Origin of the sequence: Affinirhizobium lemnae, assembly GCF_022968395.1 — a bacterium.
In the GTDB taxonomy this organism is placed as follows: Bacteria; Pseudomonadota; Alphaproteobacteria; order Rhizobiales; family Rhizobiaceae; genus Neorhizobium; species Neorhizobium lemnae.
The window spans coordinates 1-26369 of record NZ_JALJQZ010000049.1; the positions used below are offsets into that span (position 1 = coordinate 1).

The 26369-nt window shown below is 58.6% G+C and carries 26 protein-coding genes, 3 pseudogenes and 1 riboswitch; of the genes and pseudogenes, 13 read left to right on the forward strand and 16 right to left on the reverse strand.

Annotated elements, in window-relative coordinates:
• Nucleotides 1–2488: Tn3 family transposase (locus MUU53_RS19760; RefSeq protein WP_247262423.1), on the reverse strand; the 2488-nt coding region annotated here is incomplete at its 3' end.
• A 165-nt stretch (nucleotides 2489–2653) separates the two neighbouring features.
• Between MUU53_RS19760 and MUU53_RS19765 the strand changes: the two genes are divergently transcribed.
• From MUU53_RS19765 to MUU53_RS19780, 5 genes and pseudogenes are all read left to right on the forward strand, one after another.
• Nucleotides 2654–3235, forward strand: a complete 582-nt coding sequence (locus MUU53_RS19765; protein ID WP_247262424.1) for a recombinase family protein — start codon at nucleotides 2654–2656, stop codon at nucleotides 3233–3235.
• A gap of 168 nt (nucleotides 3236–3403) precedes the next feature.
• Nucleotides 3404–5066 (forward strand): annotated as a pseudogene (locus MUU53_RS19770) (Mu transposase C-terminal domain-containing protein).
• A gap of 6 nt (nucleotides 5067–5072) precedes the next feature.
• Nucleotides 5073–5951 (forward strand): TniB family NTP-binding protein, encoded by an 879-nt coding sequence (locus tag MUU53_RS19775; RefSeq protein ID WP_075627925.1) that lies wholly within the window; start codon nucleotides 5073–5075, stop codon nucleotides 5949–5951.
• A 20-nt stretch (nucleotides 5952–5971) separates the two neighbouring features.
• Nucleotides 5972–6355 (forward strand): annotated as a pseudogene (locus MUU53_RS23435) (TniQ family protein); the annotation flags it as partial.
• Nucleotides 6356–6526: 171 nt separating this feature from the next.
• Entirely contained in the window at nucleotides 6527–6808 is a 282-nt protein-coding gene (locus MUU53_RS19780; RefSeq protein ID WP_236769788.1) for a hypothetical protein, read from the forward strand.
• Between the two features lie 114 nt (nucleotides 6809–6922).
• Here the strand turns inward: MUU53_RS19780 and MUU53_RS19785 are convergent, their stop codons facing one another.
• Nucleotides 6923–7894: a malate dehydrogenase gene (locus tag MUU53_RS19785; RefSeq protein ID WP_075627923.1), complete on the reverse strand. Its 972-nt coding sequence runs from the start codon at nucleotides 7892–7894 to the stop codon at nucleotides 6923–6925.
• A gap of 30 nt (nucleotides 7895–7924) precedes the next feature.
• A complete protein-coding gene (locus MUU53_RS19790) occupies nucleotides 7925–8686 on the reverse strand; it encodes a substrate-binding domain-containing protein (RefSeq protein ID WP_140831800.1) in 762 nt (253 codons plus the stop codon).
• A 126-nt stretch (nucleotides 8687–8812) separates the two neighbouring features.
• Here MUU53_RS19790 and MUU53_RS19795 point away from each other — a divergent pair, with 126 nt between their 5' ends.
• The 6 genes from MUU53_RS19795 to MUU53_RS19820 all read left to right on the forward strand — a co-directional run bounded on the left by MUU53_RS19795 (nucleotide 8813) and on the right by MUU53_RS19820 (nucleotide 14411).
• Nucleotides 8813–9700 (forward strand): LysR family transcriptional regulator, encoded by an 888-nt coding sequence (locus tag MUU53_RS19795; RefSeq protein WP_247262425.1) that lies wholly within the window; start codon nucleotides 8813–8815, stop codon nucleotides 9698–9700.
• Nucleotides 9697–10323, forward strand: coding sequence for a uracil-DNA glycosylase family protein (locus tag MUU53_RS19800; protein ID WP_165137447.1), 627 nt, complete (start codon nucleotides 9697–9699; stop codon nucleotides 10321–10323). Before MUU53_RS19795 ends, MUU53_RS19800 begins: the two co-directional genes overlap by 4 nt.
• Before the next feature lie 63 nt (nucleotides 10324–10386).
• The gene (locus MUU53_RS19805; RefSeq protein ID WP_165137450.1) at nucleotides 10387–11529 is read left to right on the forward strand and encodes a TDT family transporter; all 1143 of its coding nucleotides are present in this window, start codon (nucleotides 10387–10389) and stop codon (nucleotides 11527–11529) included.
• 65 nt (nucleotides 11530–11594) lie between these two features.
• Nucleotides 11595–12215, forward strand: a complete 621-nt coding sequence (locus MUU53_RS19810) for a DsbA family protein (RefSeq protein WP_165137453.1) — start codon at nucleotides 11595–11597, stop codon at nucleotides 12213–12215.
• 421 nt (nucleotides 12216–12636) lie between these two features.
• A complete protein-coding gene (locus tag MUU53_RS19815) occupies nucleotides 12637–13038 on the forward strand; it encodes a DUF305 domain-containing protein (protein ID WP_165137456.1) in 402 nt (133 codons plus the stop codon).
• On the forward strand, nucleotides 13035–14411 hold the full coding sequence (locus MUU53_RS19820; RefSeq protein ID WP_165137459.1) for a YncE family protein: 1377 nt from the start codon (nucleotides 13035–13037) through the stop codon (nucleotides 14409–14411). The genes MUU53_RS19815 and MUU53_RS19820 overlap by 4 nt, the downstream gene beginning before the upstream one ends.
• Nucleotides 14412–14506: 95 nt before the next feature.
• Here the strand turns inward: MUU53_RS19820 and MUU53_RS19825 are convergent, their stop codons facing one another.
• The 10 genes and pseudogenes from MUU53_RS19825 to MUU53_RS19875 form a co-directional block, all read right to left on the reverse strand.
• On the reverse strand, nucleotides 14507–15286 hold the full coding sequence (locus tag MUU53_RS19825) for an anti-sigma factor family protein (protein WP_165137462.1): 780 nt from the start codon (nucleotides 15284–15286) through the stop codon (nucleotides 14507–14509).
• Nucleotides 15283–15789 carry a sigma-70 family RNA polymerase sigma factor gene (locus MUU53_RS19830; protein ID WP_165137655.1) on the reverse strand — a complete coding sequence of 169 codons (507 nt, stop codon included), beginning with the start codon at nucleotides 15787–15789 and terminating at the stop codon, nucleotides 15283–15285. The genes MUU53_RS19825 and MUU53_RS19830 overlap by 4 nt, the downstream gene beginning before the upstream one ends.
• A gap of 57 nt (nucleotides 15790–15846) precedes the next feature.
• On the reverse strand, nucleotides 15847–16269 hold the full coding sequence (locus tag MUU53_RS19835; protein WP_140831805.1) for a nuclear transport factor 2-like protein: 423 nt from the start codon (nucleotides 16267–16269) through the stop codon (nucleotides 15847–15849).
• A 176-nt stretch (nucleotides 16270–16445) separates the two neighbouring features.
• The gene (locus MUU53_RS19840; protein WP_165137465.1) at nucleotides 16446–17252 is read right to left on the reverse strand and encodes a universal stress protein; all 807 of its coding nucleotides are present in this window, start codon (nucleotides 17250–17252) and stop codon (nucleotides 16446–16448) included.
• Nucleotides 17253–17469: 217 nt separating this feature from the next.
• Nucleotides 17470–17907, reverse strand: coding sequence for an EamA family transporter (locus tag MUU53_RS19850; protein WP_075627912.1), 438 nt, complete (start codon nucleotides 17905–17907; stop codon nucleotides 17470–17472).
• Complete coding sequence (gene crcB / locus MUU53_RS19855; protein WP_165137468.1) at nucleotides 17904–18293, reverse strand: fluoride efflux transporter CrcB; 390 nt, start codon at nucleotides 18291–18293, stop codon at nucleotides 17904–17906. Before crcB ends, MUU53_RS19850 begins: the two co-directional genes overlap by 4 nt.
• 10 nt (nucleotides 18294–18303) lie before the next feature.
• Nucleotides 18304–20121, reverse strand: coding sequence for a voltage-gated chloride channel family protein (locus MUU53_RS19860; RefSeq protein ID WP_165137471.1), 1818 nt, complete (start codon nucleotides 20119–20121; stop codon nucleotides 18304–18306).
• A 95-nt stretch (nucleotides 20122–20216) separates the two neighbouring features.
• A riboswitch (Fluoride riboswitch) is annotated at nucleotides 20217–20296 on the reverse strand.
• A gap of 72 nt (nucleotides 20297–20368) precedes the next feature.
• Nucleotides 20369–20482 (reverse strand): annotated as a pseudogene (locus tag MUU53_RS19865) (cytochrome b); the annotation flags it as partial.
• A 31-nt stretch (nucleotides 20483–20513) separates the two neighbouring features.
• On the reverse strand, nucleotides 20514–21200 hold the full coding sequence (gene scpB, locus MUU53_RS19870; RefSeq protein ID WP_075627909.1) for an SMC-Scp complex subunit ScpB: 687 nt from the start codon (nucleotides 21198–21200) through the stop codon (nucleotides 20514–20516).
• A gap of 2 nt (nucleotides 21201–21202) precedes the next feature.
• A complete protein-coding gene (locus tag MUU53_RS19875; protein WP_081177393.1) occupies nucleotides 21203–22156 on the reverse strand; it encodes a DUF1403 family protein in 954 nt (317 codons plus the stop codon).
• 124 nt (nucleotides 22157–22280) lie between these two features.
• Between MUU53_RS19875 and MUU53_RS19880 the strand changes: the two genes are divergently transcribed.
• A complete protein-coding gene (locus MUU53_RS19880) occupies nucleotides 22281–23414 on the forward strand; it encodes a site-specific integrase (protein WP_165137474.1) in 1134 nt (377 codons plus the stop codon).
• A gap of 378 nt (nucleotides 23415–23792) precedes the next feature.
• On the opposite strand, the gene MUU53_RS19885 is transcribed toward MUU53_RS19880, so the two are convergent.
• On the reverse strand, nucleotides 23793–24224 hold the full coding sequence (locus tag MUU53_RS19885; RefSeq protein ID WP_244713794.1) for a plasmid maintenance toxin (PemK-like): 432 nt from the start codon (nucleotides 24222–24224) through the stop codon (nucleotides 23793–23795).
• Entirely contained in the window at nucleotides 24211–24489 is a 279-nt protein-coding gene (locus tag MUU53_RS19890) for a type II toxin-antitoxin system Phd/YefM family antitoxin (protein ID WP_112828854.1), read from the reverse strand. The genes MUU53_RS19885 and MUU53_RS19890 overlap by 14 nt, the downstream gene beginning before the upstream one ends.
• 77 nt (nucleotides 24490–24566) lie before the next feature.
• On the opposite strand from MUU53_RS19890, the gene MUU53_RS19895 reads away from it, so the two are divergent.
• Nucleotides 24567–25727 carry a site-specific integrase gene (locus tag MUU53_RS19895; RefSeq protein WP_247262426.1) on the forward strand — a complete coding sequence of 387 codons (1161 nt, stop codon included), beginning with the start codon at nucleotides 24567–24569 and terminating at the stop codon, nucleotides 25725–25727.
• 118 nt (nucleotides 25728–25845) lie between these two features.
• Here the strand turns inward: MUU53_RS19895 and repC are convergent.
• Nucleotides 25846–26369, reverse strand: a 524-nt coding sequence (gene repC / locus MUU53_RS19900; RefSeq protein WP_247262427.1) for a plasmid replication protein RepC, incomplete at its 5' end; no start/stop codon positions are given.

Below are 26369 nucleotides of genomic sequence, written 5' to 3' on the forward strand. Positions count from 1 at the left end.
GCCGGACCTGGCCGGAACGGATCGTCGTGACGAGGCGGAGGATATCGTTCCAATTTGCCTTGATCCGCTCGATGTTGATGGGCTCGCCAACGAGCGATGCAAGATTTTCGGGCGGCGTATCGCCCGGGAAGAGATAAAGCTTGCGATCCTTGAGGCCGCGCAGCCGAGGTACAAGCTGGAAACCAACAAGGTGGCAAAGCGCAAAACTTATGTCGCTGACCCCGCCGGTATCGACATAGTGCGTTTCGATGGCGAGATCGCTGCCGTGATAGAGCAGTCCGTCGAGAACATAGATGGCCTCGCTCGCATTGGCGTTCATGGCGATGATGTGGAAAGCGCCGTACTGGTCAGACGTAAAGCGGTAAAATTTGGCGCCGGGGTTGGGGCCGTACCGCGCGTTGAGATCGCCAATCGCCTCGGCATGGCCTCCCGCCGGAAAATATTGTCCGTCTGAGGATGATGTTGTTCCATCGCCCCACAGCTTCGCGAGAGGCAATTGCTTCTGGGCGTTGACGAGGATGGCGTGAGCGGCGTTGTAGCCTTCCTCGCGAATGTGCCAGTCATGCGCCCAGGCGAGCTGACGCATCGTCAACCCGGGTGAAACATCGGCCATTCTCGTCAGGCCAAGATTGATACCGTCCGCCAGGATTGCGGTGAGCAAAGCGAGCTTGTCGTCGGCCCACCGACCGGTGCGTAGATGTGTGAAAGCGTTGGAAAATCCCGTGCGAGCATCCACCTCGAGCAAAAGATCGGTGATGCGGATTGCGGGCAAACGGCTTTCCACTTGTCGCTTCAGCGACTTGGCGATGTCTGGAAACATCGCCTTGTGCGGCCTGACGCTGAATCCAGCCTCGGTCAGTTCGACATCATCGAGTTCGCCGACGGCTGCAAGACGGGAGAGGTCAGCCAATCCCTCATTCAGAATCTTGCGCTGCTGGCTGAGATAGGTTTCCACGTCGGTATCGACGGCGACCGGAAGTGGACCTTCCTCGCGCATCAGCTCAAATGTCGGCGTGGGAATGAGAAAGCTTTCGAATGACTGGAAGCGCTTCGCCCCCTCCACCCAGACATCGCCCGCATCAAGCCGGCGCTTCAACTCGCTAAACAGGCAGAGTTCGTAAGCCCGGCGATCAATCTTGCCATCCTGAAGGAGGAGCGGCATCCAGCCTTTCGGTGCGAAGGATGTGGGAGCGTTGTCCGGTATTGCCCGTTTCCCTGTGCGGTAGAGATCGGCAATCACGGAGAGCGCGCGCAAGAGATTCGCCGCCACGGCGTGACCGCGGAACACGAGGGTCGACAGGAATTGCGGCGCCAGTTTCCGGATCGTCGGATAGCGCTGGAGCATTTCGATTTTACCGTCGATGACATCCGGCGCGATCAGCGTATCGACCGCCTGGACACTGGTCGCGAAGGCCGGCCATTGAACGGCCTGTTCGAGCGCCTTGGCAATATCTTGGCCTTTCTCCTTGGCGTCAATGATCGCGTGGCAAACTCTCGAAACGTCCCTCAGCTGTTTCTGAACCTCCCGCACGGAACGAGTGATGCGGGCGGTTGCCTGATTGTCTGCCCGTCGCGTCAGGACGCCCATGAGTTTCTTAAACATGTCGATGGCGCCGTCGGTCAGATGGCGGGAAAGGTGCAGTACCGTCGCGGCCAACACGGCATGCCGGCGTTCGGGGTTGAGATCGCGTAGATGCTGCGCGCTCATTCGCATCCCCTCTGCGGCCAATTCATCAAAGACCTTGGCCGGAATGCGCTCCATCAACGTCGCCGGTAGGCTCATGGACCGAAGAAAGCGAATGCGCTCGGCTATCCTGTCGAGGTTGACGGCGGCTGGCGACAATGCCGGTGTCCTGGCCCAAGCGAGGACGGTGACGCTTGTCCCGTCACGCGCGTCGAGAAGTTTGTCCAAATCGAGCTTGTGAGCCTCCGACAAGCCGCTCGCCAGCGCCCGATGGGCTATGCGAATCCCGCGCCGGATTGCCAAATGAAGGATGGCTTCGAGCGCCGCGCGCGCCGGAAGAAGAATTCGCCGGCGCCGCAATTCCTCCACCACCATATCCGCCAGAGCATCGGCCTGGCGCAGCGTTTGCGCGGCAGGCGTCAGCCAGCCGGTAAGCGCTTTCACGTCCGCGGGCACAAAAGGACGCATCTTCATCCTGTCGAAAAGCAGGGCGAGATGCTCACGCCGGGTCTGCGGGCGCTCGAAATAACGATCGATCTCGCGGTGATCGACGCCAATCTGCCCTGCCAGAAACCGCAAAACGCCAAACGGCAAGACCTCGCCATCCGCAAGCGGCCGGCCGGGATATCGCAGCAAGGCTATGACACAGGCAAGGCCCAACCTGTTCGAGGCCTTGTTCTGCCGCATGATCAGGTCGAGATCCGGGCGGTCCAGCGTGTAATGTTTGGCGATCTCTCTTTCGTCCTGCGGGATGGTTGTCGCCTGTTGCCACCATATCTCGCTCAGCAATGCTCTTCTGGCCATTGTCTCGGCTTCCAGTTTCGTTGCGGAAACCGCAGCGAACTGGAAAACACATGTCCGACAAACGACCGTTTCGCGGCATCAACAGTTTTTGTCCGCAAACCTTGTGCTTGAACGCCAAATCGGACATTGTCCGAGTTCAACGAGAAAACGGACAAACCAGGTCTCATGACCTCCATCGGCTATGCAAGGGTCTCCACCGGCGACCAGGACACCGCCCTGCAACTCGACGCTTTGCGCAAAGCGGGCTGTGAAAGACTGTTCGAGGATAAGGCATCCGGCGTGAAGACTGACCGGCCCGGACTGGCGGAGGCGATCCGCTACGTTCGCGACGGCGACACGCTCACAGTCTGGAAGCTCGACCGCCTCGGTAGGTCGATGAAGCACCTCATTGAGATCATCACCGAACTGGAGGCCAAAGGCGTCGGCTTCCGATCCATCACCGAAAACATCGACACGACGACATCGGGCGGTCGACTGGTGTTCCACCTGTTCGGCGCGCTGGCACAGTTCGAGCGCGATCTGATCAGGGAACGAACACGTGCCGGTCTACAAGCCGCAGAGGAACGCGGCCGACGCGGTGGCCGACAAGTCGTCGTAACCCCGGAGAAACTAGCCAAAGCCCGCCAGCATCTGGCGGCCGGTTTGAACGTCCGGGAGGCCGCGGCCCGCGTCAAAATAGGCAAAACTGCGCTTTACGAAGCTCTCAGGGCCGAAAAAGCAACGACATCTGCGGTTAAACCAACTTGAGTTCTGGATACGTTCTCAAAAGTCGGACAGATTCACCACTTTCGTGTCGTGACGCCGTGTCAGCGCGACCCCGGTGTGGCTTTTACTTTGAGGTTTCAAACTGGAAATCGTCATTAGGCTGTTAGAGTTAGGCGTTATTGGTAGGAACGATTATCGCTAACGATTTCGATGAGGCCAGATGTGCCAAATCCATTTCAATATTGCCGATCGACACCTGCCCGTGAATCTACTGAAGCCGATTGGGCGGCTGCGCGCAGGCTCGCGGACCAACTGGATCGCATCCTGGAAGGATACGGTTCGCGCAAATCGGCCATTGACCGCGCTGCTGCGGAATTGAGGCTGTCGTCCCGACAAATATACAATCTCTTGGCCCGATATCGAACCGACAGAACGGTGACCGCGCTCCTGCCGCGCACATCCGGCCCCCGGCGAAAGCGGATCTCGGCGGACGTCGAAGCTATCGTTGCGAGAACTTTGCAGGAGCAGTGGCTCACCCTCGAAGCGCCGCCATTGGCTCCGGTCGTCGCCGAAATCCGCGCGCTGCGAGGAGGCAGGCCTGTCCCAGCCATCGTATGTCACTGTCGCGCGCAGGATCCCTGAATTGTTTTCAGCCGAAACGATCGCGAGGAAGCGCTCGGCCAATCCGAAACATTTGTTGCGGCTGAAGCCACGGCCTGGATACATCCATGCAACAAACCCATTGGATGTCTGCCAGATCGACCACACGCCGACGGATGTAAATTTTGTCGAGGTCATCGATGGGGCCGGGGTTTTCGTCGGGCGGGCGTATCTGACACTGGTGACCGACGTTGCCACCCGTGCCATCCTGGGCTTTTGCCTATCGCTGGAAAAACCCTCGGTGCTGTCGGTGGCGCTTTGCCTTGCGCAGGCGATTTGCCCCAAGGATGGCTGGCTCGCATCGCGCGATATTCGCCATGACTGGCCAATGTATGGAAGGCCCCGGCTGCTTGTGGCCGACTCGGCGATGGAGTTCAAGGGGCATGCTTTTCAGCGAGGCTGCGACGAATACGGGATCCGCATTCGATATCGGGATCGCGCTCGGGTTCACCACGGCGGCGTCGTGGAACGGCTTCTAGGAAAGCTGAACGGTGTGTTGGCAACATTACCGGGCACCACGAAACGTTCCGTGGCAGCTCGTGACGAATATCCTGCCGAACACCGTGCCCGCCTCTCATTTTCCGAATTGGAGCGGTGCGTGGTCCTGGCGATCCTGGATCATAATCGCCATCAAAATCCGAAAACGCTGAACATTCCCGTCAAGGAGTGGGAGCAGCGTGCGTCAGGCCACCCTCATATCATCGACGACCAGCACCATGTGCTGCTCTCCTTCTTGCCGGCCGGTCAGAGGCAATTGTCGCCTCAAGGGATCAGTCTGTTCGCGCTGCACTACTATTCGAGTTGGATTGGCAGGCTGGTGCCGGAACGAGATCGGCTCAGTAAGCTCGAAGTGCGATACGATCCCCGCAATATAAGCCAGATCTTTGTTCGCGACCCCGAAACACAAGTGTTTCGGGCAGTGGAGCGGCGAGATGGCGTGGTCGCCAGTATCACACTGTGGGAGCATCGGGCCGAAAGGGCACGGAGGCGCGACTTGAGCGGCCGATCCAGCGTCGAGATCGTCTCGCTGCGCCGGGAAATGACCACGATTGCAAACACCGCCGGGCTTTCAAAGCGCCGGCTGCGCAATGCGGCGCGGGGCATTTATGCCGCGCCCGCGGAAAAACGAATGGCTGAAACATCGGAATCAGTTCCGATACAAACGATCCAGCAAGAGCGGCCAAAGGCCCGACTACAGGTCGAAGACTGGTAGTCGGCTATGGAAGATCACCTCTTCGAACATGTTCGCCCCTATCTCGACCGCACCATTGAGGAGCGGATCGCGTATATCCGAGCTCCGAGGTGGATCGGGCATCAAGCTGCGATCGAAAGCCATCAGCGGCTATCGGATTTGTTGTCACGCCCTCCTTCACTGCGCACGCAAGGGCTGATGATTGTCGGGCCTTACGCCAATGGCAAGACGATGATCGTCGAACGATTTGCCGTGGATTGCCTGAAGGCCTCCGCAGACCAGAAGGTCTGGATCGTCCAGACCCGGGAAGGTGCAGGACTTGGCCATTTTTACGCCAGCATTCTCCACGCGCTCAACGCGCCGGGCGGCGATGTGTGGACTGTCGGACGCAAAGCGGAGCAGCTCGACCATCTCCTTGCGGCGCTCAGGCCGAAGGTCCTAATCTTTGACGAATTCCACAACGCGCTTAGGGGCCGGCCGCGTGACGTTGAAGCAGTCTTCGCATTTCTGCGTCGCATTGGTCGGCAATACGATATCTCGCCGGTTCTGGTCGGAGAGGTCACGGTTTACGACTACATATGTGCAACCAGCGAGATGGCGAGTCGGTTCGAACTCTTTCCGATTCCGCGCTGGTCGTACGATGAGGCCTACCTGTCATTGTTGGACAGTCTCGAGGCCGCCTTGCCCCTCGCACGCAGCTCGGATCTGTCGGCGGAGCGAAAGGCCCGACACATTCTTGGTCTTTCCGAGGGGCTGATCGGAGAGATCGTCGCGATCCTGACCAAGGCCGCGATTGCAGCAATCCAGGAGGGAGACGAACGTATCACCAGATCCTCCATCGATAACCTGCGGTACATTCCGCTGTCCAAAAGACGGCATGGGCCCATTCGTGAGGCGCTTCTTTGAGCCTGCTTGGGCCGTCACTGATGGTGGTCATTCCGCAGGAGCGCTACCGGGACGTTGTGTATGAACGGTGGCCGGTTAAAGTAGAACCACACGCCGACGAACTCCTGTCGAGCTGGTTACATCGGATCGCTTCTGCCAATGGCGTAGCACCGCGAGATTTTGCGCGCGTTCTTGGACTGCGCCACAGAATGTGGTCTGCCAGGTTCGATTTAAAACTTCAGGACGATGTCTTGGACCAGCTCTCGGAGGGATCTGGAATTCCGAGAGACCGATTGTCGTCAATGGCCTTGCAGCCATGTGATTACAGACACATGCCGCTACCACTGGTCATCAAAGCCCGTCGTGCTGCTTCGACGTGGCTGCAATTCTGTCCTGCGTGCCTCGATTCTGATCAGCCCCCATATTTTCGGAGGCGATGGCGACACTCGACTAGAATCTCCTGCTTTATCCACGGGTGCGGATTACGCGACCGTTGCCCATCGTGCCACCGCGGAATTACTGCCTTCGCTCAGCCACGGCTTGTCGGCCAGCATGTCTGCACCTCTTGCGCTTATGACCTGCGGCGGGCATCCAAGGTGCCGGTGACCATTGAAGCGCAATACTTTGAACAGATAATCAATCGTTCTATCGGTACAGTGGCGAACATCCTGGCGACGAACAATCCGCCGAAATGGCCTTGGCGACAAGATTTGATCGCAGTTCTACCGACTATGTCGGTTTCCAGCCGGATACGCTTGTTCGAGCGCTTCATCCCCGACGACGCCTATCTGGATGAGGGCTTCGTCCTTCCCATTCGGCGGTCGAAGCGGATTATGAAAGATAAAATTGAACCAGCCCGTCAAGCTGCAGCTCGCTGATCGTCGTGGCGGCATTCGCCTCTTCGGAGGCTGGCGCCTATTCTCAGAAATTTTGCGGAGAACAGGCGTGCAATCTCCGCACAGGTTCTGTGCCAGCCTCCCCATCCCACCATATCAGGATAAGGCGTCGCGCTCTCCGACAAGCTCTTCTATCGTTTTGTCCAGCTTACTCTTCTGAAACCCGTCCAGATCGAGACCTTCAACGACGCTATAATCACCGTCCTCGCACATCACAGGTACGCCACACACCAGACCCTCCGGTATGCCATACTGCCCCTGCGATATAACAGCCATCGATGTCCAGCGCCCATCCGTGCCATGCATCCAATCACGCATCTGATCGATCGCTGCATTGGCGGCGGATGCCGCGGACGACGCGCCGCGCGCCTCTATGATGGCGGTGCCACGCCTTGCGATCTCAGGGATCAGCACCTCCTTGTACCAATGGTCGTCGGCGATGGTCTCGGATAAGGGCCTTCCGGCAGCCGTTGCATAGGTCCAGTCGGCAAACATGGTCGGCGAGTGATTGCCCCACACAACGAGCTTGTCGATGTCGCCGACGCCACAGGCGGCCTTGCGCGCCAGTTGGGTCAACGCCCTGTTGTGATCAAGCCGGATCATCGAGCTGACCTGCCTTGGGTTAAAGTCCGGAGCATTGGCGATCAGGATGGAAGCGTTGGTGTTGGCAGGGTTGCCAACCACCAAAATTTTGGCCCGGCGTCCGGCGACTTCGTTGATCGCCCTGCCCTGCACCTTGAAGATCTCTGCATTCGCAGCAAGCAGGTCCCGCCGTTCCATACCCTTTGATCGCGGTCTGGAGCCGACGAGGAACGCCGCATCGACACCTTCGAACGCCTGGCGGGGATCATCCGTCATGACGATGTTGTGCAGCAGCGGAAAGGCGCAGTCTTCCAGCTCCATGACAACGCCGCGTACGGCGTCCTGGGCTTGAGGCAGATCGAGAAGTCGAAGTTCGATCGGCTGCGACTTGCCATAAAGGTCACCATTCGCCAGCCGAAACAGCAGGGAATAGCAGATCTGGCCGGCAGCACCGGTCACAGCGATCTTTTTGGGAGTGGATTGCATTGTCGTTATCTTTCCTGAGACGGTATAGGGTTATTTCGAGGGCGTGGTCCAGCCGGCCTTGGCAAAGATCGCCTTGGCCTCAGGGCCCTGAAGGAATTGCGAAAACGCTTTGGCGTCGGCATTCTTGCCTCCGCGCTCAGTCAGCACGATCCCGGTGTCTCGATAGATGCGATAGTCCGGTTCGACCTCGACGACATCTGCGAGTTTTGGATTGGCGACCTGCCAGATGTTCCAAATGATCCACGCGTCGTAAGACTTGTCCTCGGTCCAGGCTTTTTTGGCTTCGGCACTGTTGGCGGCAAACGTCTTGATATTGGCGCGAAGAGCTTTCACCTTTTCAATGTCGCCGGTTCGTCCGGCCATGTCTTCCCAAAGACCGTTCTGCCCGGCACCATTGACGACAAGCACTTTGTGGCCGGGCTTGAACAGATCGGCGAGGCCGGTGATCTTCTCCGGGTTCCCCGGACGCACCAGGATAGCGGATGGGCGCAGGTAGAGCGGCACGACATCAGCGTCCTTGATCTGGCCGTCCATCGCCTTCACGAAATCCGACATCATCGTCTCGGAGCCGCTGAAGATCAGGTCGGCATTGTCTTTAGCCTTGCCGATCCATTGCGGCGTCGGGCCGGCGGTAACGATAACCTTGTTGTCGGAGCTTTTCTCGAAGGCGGCTGCCGCCTCCTTCATGGCAGGGAGTGGTCCACCGGGACCATAGACGTGGATATCGGCGGCAAGCGTTGGTGCTGTCGTGGCGACAAGAATCGCCGCGCCGGTGATGATGGATTTCAGCATGGTATTTCCTCCGTGTCTGGTAGGAGAAAACTAGCGCCATTCTGCATCAGTTCCATCGCATAATTTTGCTACGAACATTCGGAAAAATCGATTATAACTCGGAGCAGATTCAAGGTTGCTATCTTCATGACCCTCGACCAGTTGCGCATCTTCGCCGAAGTCGCCCGCCAACAGCACATCACCAAGGCTGCCAAAGCGATGAACATGACGCAGTCGGCCGTCAGTGCTGCGGTCATCGCGCTTGAGGAACGGCACGGCGTGGCTTTGTTCGACCGGATCGGTCGTTCTATCGTCCTAAACCAAACCGGAACGATCTTTCTCGAGCATGCACTTCAGGTCTTGGCTGAAGCGAAAGCCGCCGAGTCTGCGCTAAGCGACCTTGCCGGACTTTTGCGCGGGGAATTGTCTGTTATGGCGAGCCAGACTGTTGGCGCCTATTGGCTGCCTTCCAGGCTTGCGACTTTCCACGCACGCTATCCTGGTCTCGGTCTCGACGTCAGGATCGGCAATACCGAGGCGGTAGGCGACGCGGTTGAGGCAGGGCGGGTTGAGCTCGGCGTTGTAGAGGGCGCGGTCGACAGACCGGCCTTGTTGTCGCGCATGATCGCCACGGATGAGATGATCCTCGTCGTGTCGCCAACTCATCCATGGGCCAAAGGCAAAAAGCTCGGAAAGGCCGATTTTGAAGACGCGACATGGGTTCTTCGCGAGCCCGGATCGGGAACACGGCTCGCCTTCGAGACGATGATGACGAAAGAGAAATTGAGGCTGCAGGCGTTGAACGTTGCAATTGTCCTGCCCGGAAACGAGGCCGTGCTCGGCGCAGTCGAGGCCGGCATGGGGGCAACACTGACATCGCGAAGTGCTGCCCAGACCGAACTCAACAGCGGCCTGCTGGTCGAGGCCAATGCTTCTCCGCTTCCGCGCCCATTCTTCCTGCTCCGGCATAAGGAGCGGTATCGCTCCAAGGCGGCCGATGCGTTCGAAGCCCTGTTGTCGGAACAGACACGATGACCTATCGCGGACCTGATACGCTCTGGCACGAGCATCGACGCGAGGAGCGGTTGGCCGCGCTTGACAGCGCGCATATGCAGCCATTGAACGCCTTCCGGGAGCACCTTCAGCTTAACTCCGACCGGGATATGCCGAACTTCGATCCATACGATGGCGGTATCAGCGCAAGACTGCTGATCATTTTGGAGACGCCTGGACCAAGTCCGGTCGAACGCGGCCGGCGTTTCGTTTCGATCGATAACCCGACCGGCACGGCGAAGAACCTGCGCACGGCGCTGACTGGCGCAGGGATATCGCGCCGAGACATCGTTCTGTGGAATACGGTCCCGTGGGTCCGCGCAACCCGAGGCTCGATCGTGGCCAGCGAGCGGCGCGAGGGCATCATGGGACTTGCAGGCCTTCTGCCGCTGCTGCCGAACCTACGTGTCGCCATCCTGGCGGGCGCGGTGGCGAGCGGTGCTGAAGGTGTACTGGTGGATGCCGGCATCGAGGTGATCCTCTGCCCCCATCCGAGCCCGACGCTGATCAATACCTCGCCGACGCTGCGCGACCGCCTTCACGCGGCTTTCGAAGCTGCCGCCGCAAAACTCGATCAATCGAAAACAGCGATCGAAATATCCTGAAATATGCGTTGGAACTGATTGATCTACCCTCGTATTTTCTCCTCAACGATCAGGAGAAATTCGATGCACAAGGTTGTTGCCTTCAAGAGGCCGGTCACGCCAGCCCCGGACGTTCCTATGCAGGGCTACGTCATACGGAACTTTACGCCAAATTGGTTCGCGACCACGATGGGTACCGGCATCCTTTCGGTCGCTCTCGCACAGTTTCCTGGGCATCCGTGGCTTTTCGCGATGGGTCAGGCGCTTTGGCTCTTCAATATCCTGCTATTTGTTACCTGCACAACGCTCTACACGGCACGCTGGCTGCTCTATTTTCATGAGGCAAGCCGCGTCTTCTCGCATTCTGTCGTGTCGATGTTTTTTGGCTGCATCCCGATGGGACTGGCAACCATCATCAATGGCTTTCTGATCTACGGCATCCCGCATATCGGCGACACGGCGGTGGCGATCGCAACGATGCTCTGGTGGATCGACGTCACACTTTCGCTGGCCTGCGGTCTTGCAATCCCGTTCATGATGTTTACGCGCCAATCGCACTCGATCGACCAAATGACAGCGGTCTGGCTGCTGCCGATCGTGGCGAGCGAGGTGGCGGCCGTCAGCGGTGGCCTGCTTTTGCCCCACATCGCCGACGCTCAAACGCAGTTGACGGTGCTGATGACCAGCCTGGTCCTATGGGCCTGCTCGGTTCCGCTGGCCATGAGCGTGCTCGTGATCCTTTTCCTGCGCATGGCGGTCCACAAGCTTCCGCATGTCAACATGGCCGCCTCGAGCTGGCTGGCTCTCGGCCCGATCGGAACCGGTGCCCTTGGTCTTCTCGTCATGAGCCAGGCCGGACCCGCCGTGTTGTCGGCGAATGGATTGGCGAGCGTTGCTCCGGCCTTCGGTGGTGCCAGCTTCCTCGGCGCGATCCTCCTGTGGGGCTACGGCATCTGGTGGCTGGCGACTGCTGTCCTGATCACCTTGCGCTACCTTCGCGAGGGCCTGCCATTCAATATCGGCTGGTGGGGCTATACCTTCCCGCTTGGCGTGTTTGCCGTCGCCACGCTTCGTCTCTCAACGATGGTGCCGATGTCGTCTATCGCAATCTTTGGCGCGGTTCTTGTTATTGCACTTGTCTGCATGTGGCTGCTGGTCGCGGCCAAGACGATCAAGGGCACTCTTGACCGCTCGCTCTTCGTCTCGCCCTGCCTCAAGGCCGACTGATGATCGAAACACTCCGGCATTGCTCATGCCGGAGTGTTTTTTCTCGTAACCGAACAGGAGAAGACATGACGTTTCGTATGATGGCCGTGATCGTCGGCATTGCTTTGGGATGCGTGACATCGGCCAAGGCCGAAACCTTGCAGGATTTGATGAACCCGGCCGTATTCCAAGACAGCTTCGTTGGCGAGAAGACCGCTCCAGTGACGCTTGTCGTCTATTCCTCCCCAACCTGCAGCCACTGCATCGACTTCCATGAACGAGACCTGCCGAAACTGCAGGATACATATGTCGCATCGGGTAAGTTGAAGATCGCTTACCGGCCCTTCGTGCGAAACTCGGTGGATGCCGTTATCTTCATGCTGGCGAATGCGCGGGGCCGAGACAAATTCGACGAGACGGTATCGTCCTTCATGACGAAATTCGATGAGATTGCCGGCGCTGCCAATGCCGAGGATGCATTGCGCGAGATCGCCGCTAGCATGGGCATCAACCGCGCGGGTTTCGATCGCGCTGTCGCCGATCAGGCCTATCTCGACAAGCTCAATGCTGCGACGACCGAAGCGAACAAAAAATTCGGCGTGGCCGGCACGCCATCGTTTTTCGTCAACGGCCAACAGGTTCGGATTGAAATGAGTTTCAACGAGGTCGCTAAAGCAGTCATGAAAGCCACCGCCAGCCTGGAGTGAAACCAAAATCTGAGAGTGGCGGAATTCTCTGAGGGAAGTTTTCCTACGATCGACCAGGCTGGTTTTCCTCTGAAAAGACGGACGACTGGGCGCCGTCGTCGAACGGCTTAGAATGTCTGCTTTTTCGCCCTGTTCCAACCGGCCGTTCATTCTCCATACCGCAATCCGCTGCGGGTATCGCCCTCAGACATCGTTCACATGCAGATTAGATGCAACGCGCGTGATCCTCTTGGCGGCATATGAGCAAGCAGTATTTGGGCACGCTTCGAGTCAAGATCCGCCTTCCATAATTCTTAGCGCAGACCGGCATAGTGCCGCGCGTGCCAACCGCTCACGCCGACGTGAGGAAAAATACGGATGAGCAATGGAATAAACGGCGACCCACAGCGTTCTTATCCACTCAAGCCAAAAGGATTCCGCCATGCGCGTCTACAGTTTCATACTTGTTGCCAGTTTTGCCATTGTGGGAAGTGCAACTGCTGAGCAGTCCCACGACCACCATCCGGCGATGAGCATGGAAGATAGCGGCACTTCCACTGCGTTCTCCAAAAGCATGAAGGTCGCCATGGACAAAATGCATGCCGGCATGATGGCGGTACCCGAAACAGGCAATCCAGACCACGATTTTCTGGCGCAGATGATCCCACATCACCAGGGCGCCATCGACATGGCCAAGGCTATGTTGCTCACCACCAAAGATCCGCAGATCCGAAACCTCGCCCAGTCGATCATCACAGAGCAGGCTTACGAAATTCAGTTGATGAATTCGATGCTCACACAACAGCGCGGCTCCGTCGCCGCCAACCCGGAGACTTCGAAATGAAACGTTCCGCAGCCCTGCTGATCGCCCTGATGGCGAGCACCCCAGCCTTTGCCCTGCCCGAATCCAAGGACCGGGTCTATGCTGCTGACCAGAACAGCAACACCGTATCTGTCATCGATCCATCGACCAACACGCTTCTCGGCCTGATCAAGCTCGGCGACCCACGCCCGAATGTCTTGAGCCCGCTCTACAAGGGTGAGGTCAACGTCCACGGCCTTGGCTTCTCGCCGGATCACCGCACTATCGTCGCCGTCTCGACCGTGACCAATTCCGTGACCTTCATCGATACCGAGACAAACAAGATCAAAGGCGTCGCCTATATCGGCCGCAACCCGCACGAGGCCTTCTTCACGCCGGATGGCAAACACGTCTGGGCAACAGTGCGGGGCGAGGATTACCTTTCGGTCATCGATGCGAAGACATTCAAGGAGACCGATCGCATCAAGACCGAAAGCGGTCCCGGCATGACGATCTTTACGCCAGACGGCAAGCGCGCCTTTGTGGCCAACAGCTTCAATCCGGTCGTTCAGGTGTTCGATGTAGCGTCGAAAAAGCTGCTTGCATCCATTCCGGTGGTCTCGCCATTCTCGCCTTTCATTCAGGTGACGCCAGATGGAAAGGAAGCTTGGCTAACCCACAAGGATGTCGGCAAGGTGACGCGGATTGATACCAAGACATTGAAAGTCAAGGGCGTGATCGATAGCGGTCCGATCACCAACCATCTGGCGTTCGCCAAAACATCCACCGGAACATTGGCTTATGTGACCATCGGCGGCGAGAACGTCGTAAAAGTCTACACGCTAGACGACGAGGCCAAGCTGATAGCCACCATTCCCGTCGGCGCCCTGCCGCACGGTGTCTGGGGTTCTGGCGACGGCAGCCGCGTCTTTGTTGGCCTTGAAAACGGCGACGCGGTGGACGTGATCGACACGCAGAAGAATGAGAAGATCGCCCATATCCCCTCAGGCCAGGCCCCACAAGCGCTGATCTACGTTCCGGATGCGGTCCCGACAGGCGATGGCCGCCAAAACCTTGAACCACGCAAGGACATGCCGGAGAACATCACACTTATGCTGAAGCCTGCCGCAGATGCGCAAGGCGGCGGCATGGTCGTCTCGCGCAATCTTGGCCTGATCGATATCGTAGATCTCAGCGTATCGAAATTGAAGCCGGACACGGCTTATGCGCTGTTGTTCGAAGGTCAGCCGGAACCGATCGTGGCGTTCAAGACGGATGCCAAAGGTGCCGCGATGGCATCGGCCACCAGTCCGACCCGCTCCATCGTTAAACCGGGCGAAGCCTCCAAGACACCTAAGGTTATCCTCGTTGAGGGAACAGAACCGTCAGCAACTACGGTCTTGCAGAGCAACTAACAGTTTGGCTGCCTGTTAAAGGCAACCCCGAAACAAGTTGACTGCGGCGTTCGTACAATGCCGCAGTCATTTTTGACATTGAGATTGACCCGGTTTCAAATCATTCCTTGATAAATCGCAGTTGCGATCGGAAGGAGCTTTGCCCGATCGACCGAGGCGGATACCGCGAAATCGAACCCCTGATCCACCCAGACAAAGCTGGACACGCCGTTTTTCTCTTCAAACGTGAACGCTGTCTGCGCTGATTGGCCGGCGCGTAGATAAACGGCCAGCCTCTCGCCTTTGTCATCCTCGTACATGAGTTGTGCAGCCGCAGCGCCACCGCCCGGAAGGACGCGTCCGCCGAGCAGCTTATACCCGAATGCCGAAAGGTTCGGTGGCGTCAGTGCCCGGCCGGATCGCTTCGACAGCCATGTGACCAGATGTGCCTCGTCATCCGCTCCAACTTCGACCGGATGGGCTACTTCGACCACGAAGGTCCGATAGGCGTCAGATGCATTCGCGGCAAAACCCGCCTCGGACAATCGCGCTGCGTTGATTTGCACGCCTTCAGGCTTTAGCCACCAGCCACCGGCCAGGCCTATTCCCAGGAAGATGCAAGCGGTCATGGCGGAGCGATACCAGCCTCGTCTTCGCAAAGCTGCGTTGGACTGAAGGTTGGCGATGCGCAGCCGCGCTGGAATGGGCTCTGCGAATTTTTCAGACAGCCGCACACGTAAGGCTTCCCGGTCCGCAAGCTGTTGCGTGACCCTTGCGCTCACTTCAGGATGACCAGCAAGATAGGCGTCGACAAGCGCCTGACGGTCAGGCGGTAGCTTTCCGTCGATGTAAGCCTGAAGATCATCTTCGCCGATCGGCGAACCGGTGTTCATCATTTTACCCTTCGCAAGGTCGCGGGCGTCTTGTTGTCTAGGATAGATCGGAATTTCTGCCTGGCGCGCGACAGCCGGGACATCACGGTTCCGACCGGCACACCAATGACGGCAGCAGCCTGCTCATAGGACAGATCCTCGACGCCGACCAGAAGCAGAAGCGATTTTTGATCGTCGGAAAGCCTATCGAGCGCTTCGAGTATATCGCGCACGGCAATGCCATGATCCTGATCGGCTGGCGATCCGGGGAGCGTGACGGTATCGAGGTCGTGGTGTGGACCCCGGCGCTGGGATTGGCGTCCAGCCGAAATGTGCAGGTTTCGCATGATGGTAAACAGCCATGCCCGCAGGTCACCATCAGTCCGGCGCAGATACCAGCGTGATATCGCACGCTCAAGGCAATCCTGCACGAGATCGTCGGCGCGGTTGTGATCACGCAGAAGCGCGAAGGCATAGCGTCGCAATGCCGGTATTTCAGCCTCCAGTCGCATCGCCATTGTCGACATCATCAGCCCTTCGGATCGGTGGCCACACCGGCGAAGCCGGCATGGCCACCCGTCGCCTTACTTTGCAGGCGGGTTGACCTGCCAGATTTCGTCGACAAGTTTTCCGTCACGATAGGTCATGATGTAAAGAACGGGAACCTTGTTCTTGCCGGCAAAGACAACATTCGCGGCAACGGTCGCGCCCTTGGGATTGGCTGCCTCCCAGAGTTCACCGACTGTGGCGGTCTGTTCGCCCTGTGCCGTCGAGAATTTGGCCCAGACTTCCGCAATCGCCTTTTCCGACGCATAAGTGCCGTCGAGCGGACCACCAATCCAGGCAAGGGAAGGATCCTTGCCGTAGTCTTTGGTGATTGTCGCGACATCGCCCTTGGCAATCGCTTCGATACGGGTCTTGGCCATGTCCATGGCAGGGCCAGCAAGGGCTGCACCGGTAGACATGAGAAAAGCGAGCGGCAGAGCCATCAGAACTGTTTTGCGCATAGTGTGATCTCCTTGTTGAAATGACAGCAGAGAGACGCTGGCAATCACGCGTTATTCCACCCGGCAGCAAAATAATTTTTCACTCTTTCACTGCGCTCAAGGATATGGAACTCTTTTTTGCTTGTAGAACGGATTCCTTGGGCGAAGTTCCACATGAAGATGCGTCGTATTTGGGCCTAATGGCAAAGAAAAGCGGGCAAACTTGTGTGGTCCATCACTGTCTTCGTGGCCCCGCCAAAGACGGCCTCAAGAAATGCGCCATGACGGTAGGCGCCCATCAAAAGTGTATCGGCACCGCCCCTATTGGCCTTTTCCAGAAATTCGTCGGCGTTTTTCGCCACGGAGGTCTGCAGCCGCCCTGTCCCGCTGACATGCAGTGACTGAATGAACCCAACCGCCTCTGGGACTTCGTTCTCGTGTGCTGCGAGAATTACCAATGTATCAGCAGCGCGGAGCCAAGCTCTGGCCTTTTGAAGGCAAGAACGTATTTCGTCATCGTCCCTCCAGAAAATGGCAATCGAGCGGCCGAAAGAAACCGCAGTTCCGTTAGTATCCGGCGTAAAAACCACCAGCCTATGATGATCGAAGAGCGCCGCATGCAGGGCGTCGCCGCCGTCCATCGATTGCGGGCGGGCGATGGTCACCAGATCGGCCGATCCGAGATGATTGCGGACACCGTCTTCTTCTCCACCATCAGCTTCCACCCACTCGACCTTGGCGCCAGCCGGCGACGGTTCACGCCCTGCCGACCACTCCTCGAAGATCTTTCTGACCTCGTTCCGTCGCTGAGAGGCCGTGCCCTCATCGCGGATCCGCATTTCCTGCATGTCGACTTCCTCTACACTGCCTCCGGACTTGGCGGGATCGACGCAAACATGGAGCGCCGTGATTGTTGATCCCGGTTCGACCGCTGATGCAGCGTCGGCGATCAGCAGGCTGGAAAGGGCTGTTTTAGGATGTGGGATGAGCGCAACAACGTGCATGGTGTTCCTCCTGATTCAGATTTCCTGCGACGCAGCTTCTGCGTCCCGTTCGTCTCGTGTTCGAAATGAGCGATACCGCCATCGCCCATCCGTCGGCTCCCATCGCCTCCACACGACTTCCAGCCAGAATATACGATCATCCTCTGGTAGAACTGCGTGCCACGCGTACCAGACCTGCCAGATGGGGAGACGGAGTGGGTTCGACATCTGGTCTGCTCTAGGCGCGGTAAGCGACGAGGACAGCGCCGCAGGCAATCAGGCAGACGCCAAGCCAATTGGGGAGCGACAGACGCTCCCCCAGAAAGAGTACGGCAAAGATTGCGACAAAGACGACACTGAGCTTGTCGATCGGCGCAACGCGTGCGGCATCACCGAGTTTCAACGCCCGGAAATAGCAGATCCACGACGCGCCGGTTGCCAGGCCCGATAGAACAAGGAAACTCCAGCTACGGCCGGACACCGTACCCGGCGATTGCCAGTTTCCGGTGACATAGACCATCATCCCGGCGGCGGCCAGAATGACGATCGTGCGAATGAAAGTCGCGAAATCGGAATTGACGTTTTCGACCCCGACTTTTGCGAAGATAGCCGTCATTGCCGCAAAGCCAGCCGACAATAGCGCCCAGAAGGGCCAGCCAAGAAGAATACTTTTCATGCCGTTTGACCTCCAACCATACCACGCACCAGCGCCATGCCAGCGAACACTGCAATGAATGCCAGGATGACAGAAGCGCTGGCGTAGAGGATGGCGGCGCTAGTCTCTCCCCTTTCCCAAAGCCCTACAGCATCCAGCGAAAACGTCGAGAAGGTCGTAAAACCGCCAAGAATGCCGGTTGTCAGAAACAACCGCAGTTCCTGCGGCAGCCCGGTTCGCATGACAAAAATCTCCGTCAGGATACCCATCAGCAATGACCCGATGATATTGATCGATAAGGTTGCCCATGGAAAACCAAGTCCGAGCAGATGGGCCACTATAAGGTTCACACCATGGCGGACGGCACCACCGACGCCTGCACCCAGAAATACGATGACAAATCCCATGATCGCTTCCTCAGAACGTGCTGGATGACGACAAGCGACCCGACAGCGCGTCTTGCGCCGCAATCTCTTCACCCAGGACTTCCCACTGCTCGATATGCTTGTAGATGACCACCTTGCGGTATAGCAACTCACCGTGCGTCCGGCAGAAGGTCTCGAGATCCTGCTTCGGCGCGATCAGTTCGACGCACATGGTGAGATTGGGGTTCTGGATCTCCACACCTTCTGACTGCATCTTGCCGTGGTTGCTGTATCCGAACGTCGTGTGATGAGCGACCGCATTGATGATCCCTGCCGCTTTCGCCTGGATCACAAGTTCACGATAGAGCGGCTTGCTGCCGAACCAGCGCTTAGCCGCCTTCACTTTCTCCCCTGGGCGAAGATAGATGCGCACCATGCCGAATTCGCGTGAGGAGACGGTGTGGGTCATGACGATAGGCCTTTCGGTCAGATTGGCGTGAATGGAGAGGGAATTTGCATGCGTTGCCACAGGCGCGGGCGTTCTGCCGCCCTTCGTGCGGATCGCGCGCACCGGAACACCGGTCGGCAGGTCCGAACCAGCCGATTTGACGACGCCGATACGCTGAGACAAATAGATGCTCGAATGGCCGCTGAAGAGGTAGGCGAGAAAGCAGGCGGTGGCGATATAGACGCCATGGGTGGCCCCGAAGAGTTCAATCCCCATGACCATGCAGGCAAGTGGCGTGTTCGTTGCGCCAGCAAAGACGGCGACGAAGCCAAGTCCCGCCATCAAATCGACCGGGGCGCCGAGAAGCCCGCCGAGCGCACTGCCAAGCCCTGCACCGATGAAAAACAGCGGCGTCACCTCACCACCCTTGAAGCCGGCCGAGAGTGTGATGATCGTGAACAGTGCCTTCCACAACCAGCTCCAGTAATCGACGTGATCAGGGCGGAAGAAGCCGAGAATGGTCGGGTCCGCCGGATCAGGCGACCAGACCCCCAAGCCAAGATAGGCTCGAGTTCCAAGAAGATAGGTCAGGCCGATCAGGACCAGCCCTGCGAGGACGGGCCTTAGCGGCGCGTACCTGATCACCTTTTTCAAGAGGGCCGACAGATCGTGGCTGGCCTCGGCAAAGAGATGGGCGACCAACCCGAATATCACCCCTGCCAGAGAGACTTTGGCCAACAGCCATCCGTCGAGATTGAAGGCGCCGCCGATATCGGAATTGGACAGATAGGCGATATGATACTGGATATGACCGATACCCCAGGCATGACAGGTCCAGTCGGCCACGATGGCCGCCATCAGAGCAGGCAGAAGGGCCTCATATTGCATGCGCCCGATGGTCAGCACCTCCAGCGCAAAGATCGCGCCGGCGATCGGCGTTCCGAAGACTGCCCCAAACCCTGCCGCGATACCTGCCATCAGGAGGATGCGGATGTCGGCGTTTGATAGCTTGAACAGTTTGGCAAGGGCGCTGGCGATACTACCGCCCAGCTGAACCGCCGTTCCTTCGCGTCCGGCCGACCCTCCGACAAGATGGGTGAGTACAGTCGAGACGAGGACGAAGGGCGCCATGCGTAGCGGCACGCCGCCACCTGGCTCATGGATCTGGTCGACGATAAGATTGTTGCCGGCCTCAGCCGTCCCGCCGAAGCGCCCGTAGGCCCAGACCATGGCAAAACCGGCGATCGGCATCAGAAAGATCAGCCAGGGATAGGCGAAGCGCAGTTCCGTGGCGCGATCAAGGCTCCAGAGGAAAAAGGCGACAAGGGACCCGACAATCATCGCCATCGGGACGGTGACCGCGACCCATTTGCCGATGCTCTGGATTTGCTGAAGGCGCAGGCTGGAAAACTGACGGATCATCACGCGAGCGCTCCAGAAAAAGCGCACGCCACAACGACGATCGAATTCGATAGTTGGTAATCTGACACAACTCTACCCCCCTGCCGGCTGCGGCAAATTGAGTAGGAGTCATCAGCTTCATCCTGCGAAGCGGTTCGGCCACCATGGCCCGGCAGAATCCATTACCGAAAACTTGAGTAGATGAAGTCTGGTGCCGCGTCAACATGGCCGAAGCTGCAGCGGCAGCCGGAAAGGCGCGGATCAGATGCTAGCCGCTCGTCATGCGACGCAGGACATCTGTCCGGAAATAAAAATGCTGTGCCAAAGCACCAACGGCGTGCGCAGCGATCGTCGCCCGCAGGATCGCCTTCAATACCTGTGAAGTGCGCAATGCGGTACCAAGCCGAAAGCTGTCAATCTTCCAACATGTCGTCCCCGATGGCCGGGTCAGTATCCACCGAGCCACCCTGCTTACTTAAGAGACCAGCGTCTTCCAGGGCCTCGATATTTGGCAGGTCCCGCAATGTCTCCATGCCAAAGGCCGAGAGGAAATATGGCGTCGTGACATAGGTATATGGGGCGCCCGGCGTGGGGCTCCGTGGGCCGGAGCCGATAAAACCTGCTCCACGCAAACCGCCGATCGTATCGCGGCTGACGTCCTTGCCAAATATCTTTGACAACTCACCGCGCGTGATTGGCTGGTAATATCCGACAGCCATCAGCACCATCGCCTCAGATTCAGACAACGCTGCCACACCGCCTCGCGTAGGCGCGGACGAAGCACGGATCGTCTCGGCAAACCTTGGTCGGCTCCGGTGTTGCCACCCGCCTGCGACCGAGACCAGTTCATAAGGGCGATCTCGCAGCTCTCCGACCAGGTCGTCGATCAGCAGGTCGATGCTGCAGTCTTTGCCGACCACCCGCGCCAGAGTCTCGCGGCTGACCGGCTCGGAGGACGCAAAGATGACCGCCTCGACCCGCATCATCCATTCCCGCCAGCGCATTTCCGACGGCAAGTCCAGGAGCTCGCGATCATACAGGATCTCCTGCTTGCGTTCCTCGGCTTTACGGCGGGGTTTGGCTGCGCGCGCTCCTGCCATTGTCACAATCCAAATATTCGGAAGGAGGACCGGCCCGAGAGCTCGCGTATCGCCTCAAAGCCTTCGAGCCGCTCGAACAGCCGGCTTGCCGCCCATCGTGACAGGCTGGCCCCGGCTGCCGAAGCGGATACAGCGTCTTCGTTCAACAGCCGACGGATGACCGGTTCAGCTCCTCTGGTCCTGACTTTGGCTGCGATGGCCAACAAACGGCTAGCGCGGCGATCGATCTCCGCAGCGGAACGAAGTGCCAGTTCGGCGCCATCGACAATCGCCATGCAGATCGCTTTCGAATAGGTTGACTCACCCGGCTTGACGCGACCCCGGCCACCGATGGTGCGGAAAGCTGGGCCAAAGCGCTCGGGTAGCACCAGGGGAACTGGTTGAGACCAGTTCAGCTTCTGAGCCAGCACCATCTCGCCCAGACCAAGTGCTAACACTTCTGCGTCCGGGCGAGCCGCAGAAATCGCCATTATAAGGTCCGCCACCGCGAAAGGTGCCGAACGCCCGGACTGGATGGCAGAATCAACGAGATCAGGGACCGAGGCAAGATTGTCGTCCCACCGGATCGATAGAAGCGTGGCCAATTCCTTTATAAACGATGTGCCCGGCATGCCGATCCGGCGGGATAGCATTCGTGTGGCCAAAAACAGCTTCCCGGCAGGACCGGGATCACCGTCCGCGGGCGTCAACAAAACGGCGTCCCGCAGCGCGGGCTCTTCCTCGTTGCGACCGAGCATCCTGGCCGCGACGGCGGCTGACTTGAGAGCAAGACGATCACGCCAGCAGCCTATCCATGGTGTATTCGAACGGATCAAATCGTCGAGTGATTTCAGCGCGATACCTGCGGCGAAAGCAGCATCCCGCTCGTCAATGTCACGGCCACGCGCCAGCGCCCAGCTTGGGAGGTGGCCGGGCCATGTGGAGGTGGCAGAGGACGCAGATGTGATCGAATCCATGCGCAGCAGCATAAATCAGATGTGCGGTTTTTGCTAGTTATTTCCTAATAAACCGCACAGCCTGTCGCGACGATAAAATGTCCGATAATCTTGCATTATCGGACATAATGCTCATTATAGAGAGATGGCCCAAATCATCGAGCAAAACACCGAAATTCACGTCGAGGAGACCTCAGCGCCGTCTCTCAGCACGGCGCCTGAGCGCGATGTTTCCGCTCCAGAGGTGTCGGGCGAAAGCCCCCTCCCCTCTCTCGCCGTTCAGAACCAGACGCCAGCCCATCTTGCAAGCCTTGCTGATCGCGCCCGGGGTTATGTTGAAGCCGCCAGTTCCGCCAATACGCGCAAAGCCTACGCCGCCGACTGGAAGCATTTTGCTGCTTGGTGCCGGCGGTCCAATCTTGCTCCGCTCCCCCCGCTCCCGCAAACAGTTGGACTCTATATCACCGCCTGCGCCTCCGGGACGGCCGAGAAAGAAGCCAAAGCCAATTCCGTTTCAACAATCGAGCGCCGCCTTTCCTCCCTGTCATGGAATTATGCGCAGCGGGGGCTTGCCCTCGATCGTAGGGACCGTCACATCGCAACCGTTATGGCCGGGATTCGCAACAGCCATGCCAGGCCGCCCGTCCAGAAGGAGGCGGTCATGGCAGAGGATATCATCGCCATGGTCGAGACCCTTGATCGCGGTTCTCTGCGTGGCCTGCGCGACCGTGCCATGTTGCTGGTCGGCTTTGCCGGTGGTCTTCGTCGCTCCGAGATCGTTGGCCTTGATCTGAAGGCAGACCAGACCGAAGACGGGCGCGGCTGGATAGAAATCCTCGACAAGGGGATGCTCATCACCCTGCGCGGCAAGACCGGGTGGAGAGAGGTTGAGGTGGGCCGCGGCTCGTCTGACGCGACCTGCCCGGTCGCCGCGATCGAGATTTGGATCAAGTTCGCCAAGCTTGCGCACGGTCCACTCTTCCGTCGCGTGACGGGACAAGGCAAGGCAGTTGGGCCAGAACGGCTGAATGACAAGGAAGTAGCTCGGCTGGTAAAGCGGGCCGCGATGGCTGCCGGCGTTCGCGGTGATCTCAGCGAGATCGAGCGTGCGTTTAAGTTCTCCGGTCACTCTCTTCGTGCTGGTCTCGCCTCTTCTGCCGAAGTCGATGAGCGGTATGTCCAGAAGCAACTGGGGCACGCTTCCGCAGAGATGACCCGCCGATATCAAAGACGACGTGATCGCTTCCGCGTGAATTTGACCAAGGCTTCAGGGCTTTAGCTGGCCCCCTCCCCTTCTCCGCATGAAATCTTAAGCGGAGATTTCAATGCCGAATTTCTCGCTTAGCGCTTCAATTGAAATCGCAAGCTAAAAGCCACAGCGGCCTCGGAGATTGGCTGCAGCAGGCTCTGGATGGGCAAATTTGCGAGATCGTAAGACATTGAATTTATGGTAAATGATCCGTTAAGCGAAAGCTATATAGGCAATATGGTTCCGTACTTCTCATTTATATGCCCGCGGTGGCTCACCACCGATAAGTAACCCTTATCGGTGGTGATTGATCTGACGGCTCTGAAGGCCTAAAGTCGTGGCAAATCACGGCGAAGATCACTGCAGGACGCGCAGAATTCGAGGGCGAACAAAAGGATGAAGAACAGCTCAATCGCTGCGAATGGTCGCCTTGTGACGCTGGCTTCTCGCGAGCTCAACGAACCGGCGCTTTACCTCTTCGAACAATGCCGGAGGCAGCGGCCCGTGATATCCGCTCTCGCTGTCAACAGGGCGAATATCGGGCCCCGGCCAGACGAAGCGGTTGCTCTCGGTCAACACGATCCAAGATCGTTCGTCATCGAGACCCAGGCGGCGTTTGGTAACCGGCGGGATTTCGATTGCTTCGCTGGGATCGGACGGTGGCGAGTGCGTGATTGGCAGGACACGCACTGCAGGTGTCCCGTCCTGAAGCGTCGCAACAATCGCCAGCACGAGAGCCGGGCGATCCTTGTCCCCCTCCTCTCGTCCGTCCAGATGCTGCCAATGCCAGAGATAGGAATAGCGAAAGACCCAGCCGACCTTCGGTTCAATCGGCAGCATTCTTGTCCATCAGCAGTTCGGCATTGAGATGATCCAGGCCCCGCTCCATCATCGAAGCCTCGATCGCGGCCAGTTCGTCGTCACTGATCGCAGCCGTCAGATCGACCCGACGGTCCCGCTTGGCCAGCCGGAGATAATCTTCATAGGCCATGAGCACCGTGCGCGGCCGGCCGTTCTTGGTGATGATGACCGGCTCTCGCACGGCGGCATCCTGGTAGGCACCGAAATTCTTCGAAACCGCAGCTGCTGTCACAATCGACGTCATGGCAGATCTCCTTTGTTCCGGAATATACGGGCTTTCCGGAACTTTTGCAAATGTGCTCCTGAAAGTGACGGAATACGATGACGCGAAAGCCACTAACATCCAAATCGACCGACGATGTGGTTACGCGACGTGTGGAAGAACTCGATACCATCGCTGCCGTACTCCCAATGGAACGCCGTAACGAATTGGCTGAGCTCCTGACGGACCAGGATGTCGAGACGCTCCGTCATCTCGTCAACGAAGGCATGGGCGCAAATACACTGCGCGCGCTCACCTCCGATCTCGCCTACCTGCAGGCCTGGTCGCTGGCGGCCACGGGCCGGTCACTCCCCTGGCCCGCGCCGGAAGCGCTGCTGCTGAAGTTTGTCGCTCATCACCTCTGGGATCCGGAAAAGCGTCTGACGGATCCGGATCATGGCATGCCGGCCGAGGTCGAGGACAAGCTTCGCCTCCAAGGGTTTCTCCGTTCTTCAGGCCCCCATGCACCCGACACCGTGCGCCGACGTCTGGCAACCTGGTCGACGCTGACCAAATGGCGCGGACTGCAAGGTGCCTTCACCTCCCCTGCCCTCAAGTCGGCCATCCGGCTGGCGGTGCGTGCAACGCCACGCCCGAAGCGGCGCAAGAGCGTCAAGGCCGTGACAGGCGATGTCCTGTCGAAGCTGATTGGCACCTGCCGGGCCGGCAGCCTGCGCGATGTCAGGGACAAGGCGATCCTGATGGTTGCCTTTGCCTCCGGTGGGAGGCGCCGCAGCGAAGTGGCGGGGCTGCGTAAGGAGCAGTTGGTCATGGAAGCACCTATCCCGGTTGAAGGATCAGCTCCCCTGCCCTCGCTGTCCATTCAACTCAGCCGCACCAAGACCAGCGGCGCCGACAACGAAGAGGTTGTCTACCTCACCGGCCGGCCCGTCGATGCGCTGAATGGCTGGCTCGAGGCCGGCAGGATCGAAAGCGGCAGTGTGTTCCGGGCGATCGATCGCTGGGGCAATGTCTCAAAGCGCGCGCTGGATCCGAAAGCCATCAACGATATCGTCAAGCAGCGCGCCTTCATGGCAGGGCTGGACCCGGCGGAGTTTTCCGCCCATGGCCTGCGCTCCGGCTACCTGACCGAGGCAGCCAATCGCGGCATTCCGCTTCCAGAAGCCATGGAGCAATCCCGGCATCGATCGGTTCAGCAAGCATCCGAATACTACAATAGCGCAACGAGACGGAGTGGCAGAGCAGCCAGGCTGCTCTAGTTCGGTGATGCTCTCTCATGGGAGGGCGCGCCAGCTATAAACCGTGGAACGAGTGCTGTATGAAATGCGGCGCCACTGCCGTACGATCATGCCTCTACCTGGTACCTCGTATAACCCATCACCCCGTTTTCCGATCGCCGTTCGCATTGGCACGCATCAGTGACATTAGCATCGGTCCCAGCCCGAACTCCCCTGCCCGCGCTCGGCGCGTGAGATCGCGGAGATATCCACCTGCCGAATTGATGTGCCCTGCCCTCTCCAAGATTGCAGCCATCGCAACCGCGGCGTTCTCCGGCCCCATCACCTCGCAAGCTTCCTGGTAAGCAGACGGGCTAACGCCAAGCATTGATCGAACCACCACCGCGGCTCCCATCAGCTCGCGCCAATGGGAGATCGTCCCCCCGGGCCCGTAATCCAAAATCTGCGGGCAGGCTTTCAGGACTATCGACAGCGGGAACGCCTTCATCTGTTCCGGCTTGGCCAACGGCTGAGCAACCTCTTTGGGTGCTACTTCCAGCTCGACGGCTCCGCCCTGCTCTTTTCCAGAGCTAGGTTCAAGTTCATGGATGGATTCGGGTTTTGAATTCTGTATGTGACAGCCATTTTGAACAGCATTGCCGTCCATATTTTGAGAATCTAACT

What these genes read in the sequence shown, in the direction of transcription:
- MUU53_RS19765 (WP_247262424.1), top strand. Translation starts at nt 2,654, where the DNA reads ATGACCTCCATCGGCTATGCAAGGGTCTCCACCGGCGACCAGGACACC.
- MUU53_RS19775 (WP_075627925.1), top strand. Translation starts at nt 5,073, where the DNA reads ATGGAAGATCACCTCTTCGAACATGTTCGCCCCTATCTCGACCGCACC.
- MUU53_RS19785 (WP_075627923.1), bottom strand. Translation starts at nt 7,894, where the DNA reads ATGCAATCCACTCCCAAAAAGATCGCTGTGACCGGTGCTGCCGGCCAG.
- MUU53_RS19790 (WP_140831800.1), bottom strand. Translation starts at nt 8,686, where the DNA reads ATGCTGAAATCCATCATCACCGGCGCGGCGATTCTTGTCGCCACGACA.
- MUU53_RS19795 (WP_247262425.1), top strand. Translation starts at nt 8,813, where the DNA reads ATGACCCTCGACCAGTTGCGCATCTTCGCCGAAGTCGCCCGCCAACAG.
- MUU53_RS19800 (WP_165137447.1), top strand. Translation starts at nt 9,697, where the DNA reads ATGACCTATCGCGGACCTGATACGCTCTGGCACGAGCATCGACGCGAG.
- MUU53_RS19805 (WP_165137450.1), top strand. Translation starts at nt 10,387, where the DNA reads ATGCACAAGGTTGTTGCCTTCAAGAGGCCGGTCACGCCAGCCCCGGAC.
- MUU53_RS19810 (WP_165137453.1), top strand. Translation starts at nt 11,595, where the DNA reads ATGACGTTTCGTATGATGGCCGTGATCGTCGGCATTGCTTTGGGATGC.
- MUU53_RS19815 (WP_165137456.1), top strand. Translation starts at nt 12,637, where the DNA reads ATGCGCGTCTACAGTTTCATACTTGTTGCCAGTTTTGCCATTGTGGGA.
- MUU53_RS19820 (WP_165137459.1), top strand. Translation starts at nt 13,035, where the DNA reads ATGAAACGTTCCGCAGCCCTGCTGATCGCCCTGATGGCGAGCACCCCA.
- MUU53_RS19825 (WP_165137462.1), bottom strand. Translation starts at nt 15,286, where the DNA reads ATGATGAACACCGGTTCGCCGATCGGCGAAGATGATCTTCAGGCTTAC.
- MUU53_RS19830 (WP_165137655.1), bottom strand. Translation starts at nt 15,789, where the DNA reads ATGTCGACAATGGCGATGCGACTGGAGGCTGAAATACCGGCATTGCGA.
- MUU53_RS19835 (WP_140831805.1), bottom strand. Translation starts at nt 16,269, where the DNA reads ATGCGCAAAACAGTTCTGATGGCTCTGCCGCTCGCTTTTCTCATGTCT.
- MUU53_RS19840 (WP_165137465.1), bottom strand. Translation starts at nt 17,252, where the DNA reads ATGCACGTTGTTGCGCTCATCCCACATCCTAAAACAGCCCTTTCCAGC.
- MUU53_RS19850 (WP_075627912.1), bottom strand. Translation starts at nt 17,907, where the DNA reads ATGAAAAGTATTCTTCTTGGCTGGCCCTTCTGGGCGCTATTGTCGGCT.
- crcB (WP_165137468.1), bottom strand. Translation starts at nt 18,293, where the DNA reads ATGGGATTTGTCATCGTATTTCTGGGTGCAGGCGTCGGTGGTGCCGTC.
- MUU53_RS19860 (WP_165137471.1), bottom strand. Translation starts at nt 20,121, where the DNA reads ATGATCCGTCAGTTTTCCAGCCTGCGCCTTCAGCAAATCCAGAGCATC.
- scpB (WP_075627909.1), bottom strand. Translation starts at nt 21,200, where the DNA reads ATGGCAGGAGCGCGCGCAGCCAAACCCCGCCGTAAAGCCGAGGAACGC.
- MUU53_RS19875 (WP_081177393.1), bottom strand. Translation starts at nt 22,156, where the DNA reads ATGGATTCGATCACATCTGCGTCCTCTGCCACCTCCACATGGCCCGGC.
- MUU53_RS19880 (WP_165137474.1), top strand. Translation starts at nt 22,281, where the DNA reads ATGGCCCAAATCATCGAGCAAAACACCGAAATTCACGTCGAGGAGACC.
- MUU53_RS19885 (WP_244713794.1), bottom strand. Translation starts at nt 24,224, where the DNA reads ATGCTGCCGATTGAACCGAAGGTCGGCTGGGTCTTTCGCTATTCCTAT.
- MUU53_RS19890 (WP_112828854.1), bottom strand. Translation starts at nt 24,489, where the DNA reads ATGACGTCGATTGTGACAGCAGCTGCGGTTTCGAAGAATTTCGGTGCC.
- MUU53_RS19895 (WP_247262426.1), top strand. Translation starts at nt 24,567, where the DNA reads ATGACGCGAAAGCCACTAACATCCAAATCGACCGACGATGTGGTTACG.